General features: G+C 58.0%; 6 protein-coding genes and 2 pseudogenes. 1 reads left to right on the plus strand and 7 read right to left on the minus strand.

What is annotated here, in order from left to right; all coding sequences use genetic code 11:
• The 7 genes and pseudogenes from D6877_RS05845 to D6877_RS05875 all read right to left on the minus strand — a co-directional run.
• Positions 1 to 236: pseudogene (locus D6877_RS05845) on the minus strand (DUF2235 domain-containing protein); the annotation flags it as partial.
• Between the two features lie 402 nt (positions 237 to 638).
• The gene (locus D6877_RS05850) at positions 639 to 1,292 is read right to left on the minus strand and encodes a hypothetical protein (protein WP_130910157.1); all 654 of its coding nucleotides are present in this window, start codon (positions 1,290 to 1,292) and stop codon (positions 639 to 641) included.
• Positions 1,293 to 1,540: 248 nt separating this feature from the next.
• Positions 1,541 to 2,284, minus strand: a complete 744-nt coding sequence (locus D6877_RS05855) for a hypothetical protein (protein ID WP_130910158.1) — start codon at positions 2,282 to 2,284, stop codon at positions 1,541 to 1,543.
• A 104-nt stretch (positions 2,285 to 2,388) separates the two neighbouring features.
• Positions 2,389 to 3,087, minus strand: coding sequence for an arsenical resistance protein ArsH (gene arsH, locus D6877_RS05860; protein ID WP_125918553.1), 699 nt, complete (start codon positions 3,085 to 3,087; stop codon positions 2,389 to 2,391).
• Positions 3,088 to 3,096: 9 nt separating this feature from the next.
• Positions 3,097 to 3,565: pseudogene (locus tag D6877_RS05865) on the minus strand (arsenate reductase ArsC).
• Between the two features lie 27 nt (positions 3,566 to 3,592).
• Positions 3,593 to 3,940: a metalloregulator ArsR/SmtB family transcription factor gene (locus D6877_RS05870; RefSeq protein WP_130910159.1), complete on the minus strand. Its 348-nt coding sequence runs from the start codon at positions 3,938 to 3,940 to the stop codon at positions 3,593 to 3,595.
• A 197-nt stretch (positions 3,941 to 4,137) separates the two neighbouring features.
• A complete protein-coding gene (locus D6877_RS05875; protein ID WP_130910160.1) occupies positions 4,138 to 5,022 on the minus strand; it encodes a LysR family transcriptional regulator in 885 nt (294 codons plus the stop codon).
• 133 nt (positions 5,023 to 5,155) lie between these two features.
• Here D6877_RS05875 and D6877_RS05880 point away from each other — a divergent pair.
• A partial coding sequence (locus D6877_RS05880; protein WP_130910161.1) for a GMC family oxidoreductase N-terminal domain-containing protein occupies positions 5,156 to 6,657 on the plus strand: 1,502 nt, incomplete at its 3' end.

The following is a 6,657-nucleotide window of genomic DNA, read 5'->3' on the forward strand; positions in this document are numbered from 1 at the left end:
TCAGGCGCAATCGGATGCTGAGCGCCACACAACAACCCCGCAGCAGAGTTGTTCGCATTGTTGCCCGTGCCATCAAAGAAAACCCCGATCCTCAACGCAATCCCGATCTTCTCAGGTTCGCGCGCGGGTTCTTTCCCGTGTTTCTCATACTCGGCCCAATGCTGGGCGTGTATGTCGACGGGTTTGGCTTCTTCGTAACGATAATTTTTCGGGGGGTTGGGTACGTAGCCACTCATCCGTGATTCCTGGTTCTGATCCTTGAGAACGGCCCGAAGGGTGACAGCCGAGACTGGGAGACGCAAGCTGTGGCCGCGTGCCAGCTAGGGTGGGCGGACGGGGTTCGACGAGGGCTTCCCCTCGCCGGGGTGCGGGTTAGCTGGCGATTTCGACGTTATCCAGTGCTTGGTTGACGGCGCAAGGCGTTGTAGGGCTTGGAAATGGCATTGAATATCAAATTCCAACGGCCGCTGTTTAAAAAAAACGTAACGGTGAAACTTAGTGCCCCGAAGGCTTTCAGCCTCAGGTGTTTCGATGAGTAAGTACCTGACATGGAATCCACGCCAGGCACGACTTCAGCTGAATGCTTATCGTGCATCCTCAACCGCGACTTTACTGATTGAGCTGCTGACCGTCGGATGTCAAACGGATACTTCAGTCACTTGATGGTGGCAACGATCAGAAACTCTAAGTTGCGTGTAATCAACAACCTCGTCCCCCACCAACCAAGTACGGTCCTTGAAGCTATATTTGACCGCTTCATTCCTTCCGTCCAAACCGATGTGTCGAACGTCGACGTCCAAAAAGGTAAATTTAACCAGTGCGGCAGCCAACGTATTGGCTGCATCATCGGGCGCTTCAAAAAACCGTCCATCGACGCCATCGAAATAAATGGTCTGGAAGGCCAGATCCACAGCATTGACCACGCCTTTCTCAGTGATGACACGCACTTGACCGACAGCTTCATCCGGACTTTCGGAATCAGGCAGATGTACCGTGCACGTGCCAATTTTCAGCTTGTTTTCTTCCAGCTTTACTTCGATGCTGCCCAGTGCAGTCGCATCGAACTCCCAGTTCGATTTACGCTTCCTTCCCGTCTCATTTTGAAAGACCGATGTCTTGATGTGAATTGTTGCCCCTGCCAAGAGATGAATCAGATAATGACCACCACCCTTGCCTTGCAGACTAACTACGGTTTCTTCGGCTGGGGATGGATGGAAATTAATGCAGGCTGCCATGACATCCAGCTCTAATGTTTCGATGCTGTCAGAAGTGTTGTTGTGCAAGTTTGTCATTGTATCGCTCCGAAAATTGCCGACTCAGTTATCTGAAATGAGAGTGCGGCTCTGTGATCAAACGTTCATAGAGCGATGTTCGACAAAGTGAAGCTATCGTGTGCGGTATATATGTATGTCACCTGGAAGAATGCCTACCCCGACGAGAGCGAAGGTTGCGATTATTGTTCGCTATGTTGATGAATCATTTGAGGCGTTGTGCTCAGCGCGGTAGAAAGCAGGAGGCCGAGCCTTTTTTTTGTCTCCGCTCATGCTGTTGGCTCCGTTTGCTTGCTCATCGACAAAACCGGCGAAGACTCCACGGAATTCAATTCTCGAACATCCTGAACCCGTTCCTCCAGATCATAGGCGGCCAGATCAACATAGCGTTTTATCCGCAGTCTTTGGTAGGGCGTACTTTGAATGCCATCCCAGACAATCCAGTAAATAAACGAAACCGCGGCGACCAGAATGAGGATGACAGCGCCCTTTCCTCCGAGAAAAAAAGACGTCGCTTTGATCAGTTCAGTGGACAGCCCGACAATCAGAGCGAAGAGCGAAACGAAGCCCAGATTTTGCGAAAGAGCAGGTTTGGCTGGCGCGACGGTCAGGTCTGAATACGCCGAGAGTTCCCGCAGCCTGGCAGCCGTATAGCCTTCATCCTGCACAATCTGCAAAAAGAACGCGTAGCAAAGAATGTTCTCTTGCTCGCCCCAGGGTTGCTGGCCAATTGCATGTTCAGCGAACTGCACGGGATAAACCCTGCGAAGGGCATTGAGTCGAGTGAAGAACAGTCCGCCCGCCCACACGGCAAGACAGAGATAAGAAATCGGAACCAATATCGGATAAAGGATGCCCAGAGCGGACAAAGCAATGAGAGGCAACGTGGTCGCGGCGGCCGTCCACATCGGCCATAACCGGCGCGCATTCTTCCACGTGAACAGCAACTTGTTCGGCTGTGTGCGGCTGCGCTTGTACAGCGCCGTCAAATCCGCCCATTCCTTGAATTTCATCACTAACACTTCCTTGAGTTTGCCCTTGACACAGTGATACGCCGATATCCTATGTGAATCGGCCAGCATTTGCAGCCGGCCAAATCATGTTGCGAAAGCGCTACTCAAATCGACCGCTGATTCACCCGCGCCATCAACTGTTCAGCACTTTCCTTGCGCTCGGAATAGCGGTCCACCAGGTGCGCCTGCTGCCCACGCAGCAGCACGGTGAACTTCACCAGTTCTTCCATCACATCCACCACACGGTCGTAGAACGGCGAAGGTTTCATCCGCCCGGCCTCGTCGAACTCCATGTAGGCCTTCGGCACCGAGGATTGGTTGGGGATGGTGAACATGCGCATCCAGCGGCCGAGGACGCGTAGTTGGTTGACCACGTTGAACGACTGCGAGCCGCCGCAGACTTGCATCACCGCCAGGGTTTTGCCTTGGGTCGGGCGCACAGCGCCGAGTTCCAGCGGGATCCAGTCGATCTGCGCCTTGAACACGGCGGACATGGCGCCGTGGCGTTCTGGCGAGCACCAGACCTGGCCTTCCGACCACAGCACCAGATCGCGCAGTTCCTGGACCTTGGGATGGTCGACGGGAACGTCATCGGGCAGTGGCAGGCCGGACGGATTGAAGATGCGCGTTTCGGCGCCGAAGTGTTCAAGCAGGCGTGCGGCCTCCTCGACCAGCAAGCGGCTGAAGGAGCGCTCACGGGTCGAGCCGTAGAGAAGAAGGATGCGCGGTTTGTGTTCGCCGACATTCGATGGCTTAACAGCGTCGATCAGACTTGCGTCGAGGTTGGGCAAATGATTTGTCATGTAGCCTCCTTACAGCGTGCCGATGCGATCGAGTTCGGCTTTCAGTTGCTCGCGGCTGAGCGAGTGAAAAGGCAGATCGAGGAAGGCCTGACAGCGTTGACCGATGCGCATCAGGGTGGCGTGGAATGCCGCGTCGATTGCCGCTTCGTCGCCCTGCACTTCGGACGGATCTTCCAGTCCCCAATGCGTTTTCAGTGCGGGACCGAAATACACCGGACAGGTTTCGCCGGCGGCTTTGTCGCAGACAGTGATGACGATCCGGCGGGTTGTTTGCGAAGGCATCGTTGCCTTTGCTGTGCAACCCGTCGATGGCGATGCCGTGCTTTTGCAACGTCGACAGGCTGCGCGGCAACACCTGGCCTTTGGGAAAACTGCCGGCACTCACCGCTTGGAAACCAGCGGGGGCCAGGTGATTGAACATGCCTTCGGAAAGAATGCTGCGGCAGCTGTTGGCCGTGCACATGAACAGGACTCGCATCTGGGCGCTCCGTAGAAAGTGGAAGATTCAGCAGCAGGCGCGTTCACGCACGGGACGGCCATCCATGTTTTGCAGGCGCGCGGCGTTGTCCTTGAGCCAATCGGTATTGGCCTTCGCGGTCACCTGGAGGATTTCGCCGATCCATGCCGGCAGCTCCGGGTTCAGCCGGTAATACACCCACTGGCCCTGACGGCGGTCGAGCAGCAAACCATTACTGCGCAGCTGCGCGAGATGGCGGCTGATTTTCGGCTGGCCGTCATCGAGCGCACACATCAGCTCGCAAACGCAGAGCTCACCTTGCCCAGCGATGAGCAAGATGGCGCGGACGCGGGTTTCGTCGGCGAGGCTTTTGAAGACTTCGGTGGGGGTGATCATGGTGATCGGCTCGCCATATGCGGGAAAACGGATATACGGATATCCATATATTTATCAACCCGCGAAAGCAGCCAGGATGAATACCCCTGTGGGAGCGAGCCTGCTCGCGAAAGGGGTGTGTCAGTCAGCATCGATGTTGCTGAAAGATTGCCTTCGCGAGCAGGCTCGCTCCCACAGGGGGGACGGAATGCATCAGGTTAGCCGCGCAATAGACCCTGCTCTGCCTCACACAACCCCACCACATAATCCCAGACCACCCGCAACCGCACCGATTTATGCAGCTCCCTGCGTGTGCTGATCCAGTAGCTGCGCTCGATGCTTTCATCCGGCAACAGCGCCACCAGATTCGGGTCGGACGCGGCCATGTAACACGGCAGCACAGCGATGCCCAATCCTGATCGAGCGGCTTCCTGCTGGGCGATGACGCTGGTGCTGTGAAACACCACGCGCGGGCTGCGGCAGAAGCTGTTGAGGAACATCAGTTCCTGACTGAACAGCAGGTCGTCAACGTAACCGATCCACGCATGTCGGCCCAGGTCATCGCGGCTTTGCAGCGGTGGTGCTTTGTCGAGGTAGGTTTGGCTGGCGTACAACGCGAGTCGATAGTCAGTGAGCTTGCGCGTCACCAGCATGTCGGCGGATGGCCGTTCGAGGTGGATGCTGATTTCCGCTTCGCGATTGAGGATGCTGACGAAGCGCGGCACGGCGACCAGTTCCACTTCCAGCCCGGGGTAGCGCTCGAACAGACCGATCATGCGGCTGGCGAGGAACTTGATGCCGAGGCCTTCGGTGACGCCGACGCGGATCTTGCCCAGCGGCGCGGTGGACTGGGTGATTTCTTCCTGCGCCAGCAACGCGACGTTTTCCATCGCTTCGGCGTGCTTGAGCAGTGCCTCCCCCGCCGGGGTCATTTCATAGCCCTGGGCGTGCTGGACGAACAGCGCAGTGCCGAGACTTTTTTCGATCGATTCAATATGCCGCGCCACTGTCGCATGGGTTGTATTGAGCCGGCGCGCGGCGGTGAGCAGGCGGCCGCTGCGTTGCAGCTCGAGAAAAAAGCGCAGGTCGTTCCAGTCGAACATGGCAGGTCCTTGTCAGCTATCGTCACTTCGGGCTGTTTGAAAACGCACAGCGGCTGCGCAAAAACTAACATTCTTTTAACGAAAGCTAACAACTAGAGTGTCCGACAATAAAAACAAAAAGCGAGGTCAGGGCATGCAGACGTCCCTGGATGAATTCGACTACATCGTGGTCGGCGCCGGCCCCGCCGGTTGCTTGCTGGCCAACCGGCTCTCAGCGGATCCACAGCAACGGGTGTTGCTGCTCGAAGCCGGCGGACGCGACAACTACGCCTGGATTCACATTCCTGTGGGTTACCTGTTCTGCATCGGTAACCCGCGCACCGACTGGTGCTTCAAAACCGAACAACAACCCGGCCTCAATGGCCGCGCGCTGAGTTATCCGCGCGGCAAGGTGCTGGGCGGCTGTTCGTCGATCAACGGCATGATCTACATGCGCGGCCAGGCCGGCGACTATGACGGCTGGGCGGCGGTGGGCAATCCGGGCTGGGCCTGGAAAGACGTGCTGCCGCTGTTCAAACAGAGCGAAAACCACTTTGCCGGCGGCGCTGAATTTCATGGCGATCAGGGTGAATGGCGGGTCGAGCAGCAGCGCCTGTCGTGGCCGATTCTGGATGCCTTTCGCAGCGCTGCCGAGCAAAGCGGCATCGCCAGCATCAATGACTTCAACCAGGGCGACAACGAGGGCTGCGGCTACTTTCAGGTCAACCAGAAAGCCGGGGTGCGCTGGAACGCGGCCAAGGCCTTTTTGAAACCGCTGCGCAGCCGGGCGAACCTGACCGTGCTGACCGGCGTCGAGGTTGATCGTGTGTTGCTGGAGGATGGCCGCGCGGCGAAAGTCAGCGCGCAGCATGAAGGCCAGACCAGACAGTTCAAGGCGCGCAAGGAGATTGTCCTGTGCGCCGGCTCAGTCGGCTCGCCGAGCATTCTGCAGCGCTCCGGGATCGGTCCGCGGCCGCTGCTCGAACGCTTAGGGATAGGCGTGATTCATGAGCTGCCGGGCGTCGGCGGCAACCTGCAGGATCACCTGCAACTGCGGCTGATCTACAAGCTGGAAAACGCCCGCACCCTGAACCAGATCGCCGGCAGCGTGTGGGGCAAGATGGGCATGGGCCTGCGTTATCTGTACGACCGCAGCGGGCCGTTGTCGATGGCGCCGAGTCAGTTGGGCGCGTTTGCCCGCTCCGGTCCCGAGCAAACCTCGGCGAACCTGCAATATCACGTGCAGCCGTTATCCCTGGAGCGTTTTGGCGAGCCGTTGCACAGCTTCCCGGCGTTCACCGCCTCGGTGTGCGACTTGCGCCCGCAGAGCCGTGGGCGCATCGAGATCCGCTCCGCCGATCCGCAAGCGGCGCCGCTGATCCAGCCCAATTACCTCAGCCATCCAGAAGATCTGCGCGTCGCCGCCGATGCAATTCGCCTGACCCGGCGCATCGTCAGCGCCCCTGCCCTGCAAGCGTTCAAACCGGTCGAATACTTGCCCGGCGACAGCCTGCAAAGCGAAGAACAATTGCATGAAGCGGCGGCGAAAATCGGCACGACGATTTTCCATCCGGTCGGCACCTGTCGCATGGGCAACGACGGTGACGCAGTGGTCGATGCGCAATTGCGCGTGCATGGCGTGCCGGGTCTGCGCGT

Origin of the sequence: Pseudomonas sp. Sample_9 (genome assembly GCF_004307535.1) — a bacterium.
Classification (GTDB): Bacteria; Pseudomonadota; Gammaproteobacteria; order Pseudomonadales; family Pseudomonadaceae; genus Aquipseudomonas; species Aquipseudomonas mercuritolerans.

Excerpts from the sequence above, each read along its gene's own strand:
- D6877_RS05850 (WP_130910157.1), bottom strand. The coding sequence starts at position 1,292 with ATGACAAACTTGCACAACAACACTTCTGACAGCATCGAAACATTAGAG.
- arsH (WP_125918553.1), bottom strand. The coding sequence starts at position 3,087 with ATGACAAATCATTTGCCCAACCTCGACGCAAGTCTGATCGACGCTGTT.
- D6877_RS05870 (WP_130910159.1), bottom strand. The coding sequence starts at position 3,940 with ATGATCACCCCCACCGAAGTCTTCAAAAGCCTCGCCGACGAAACCCGC.
- D6877_RS05855 (WP_130910158.1), bottom strand. The coding sequence starts at position 2,284 with ATGAAATTCAAGGAATGGGCGGATTTGACGGCGCTGTACAAGCGCAGC.
- D6877_RS05875 (WP_130910160.1), bottom strand. The coding sequence starts at position 5,022 with ATGTTCGACTGGAACGACCTGCGCTTTTTTCTCGAGCTGCAACGCAGC.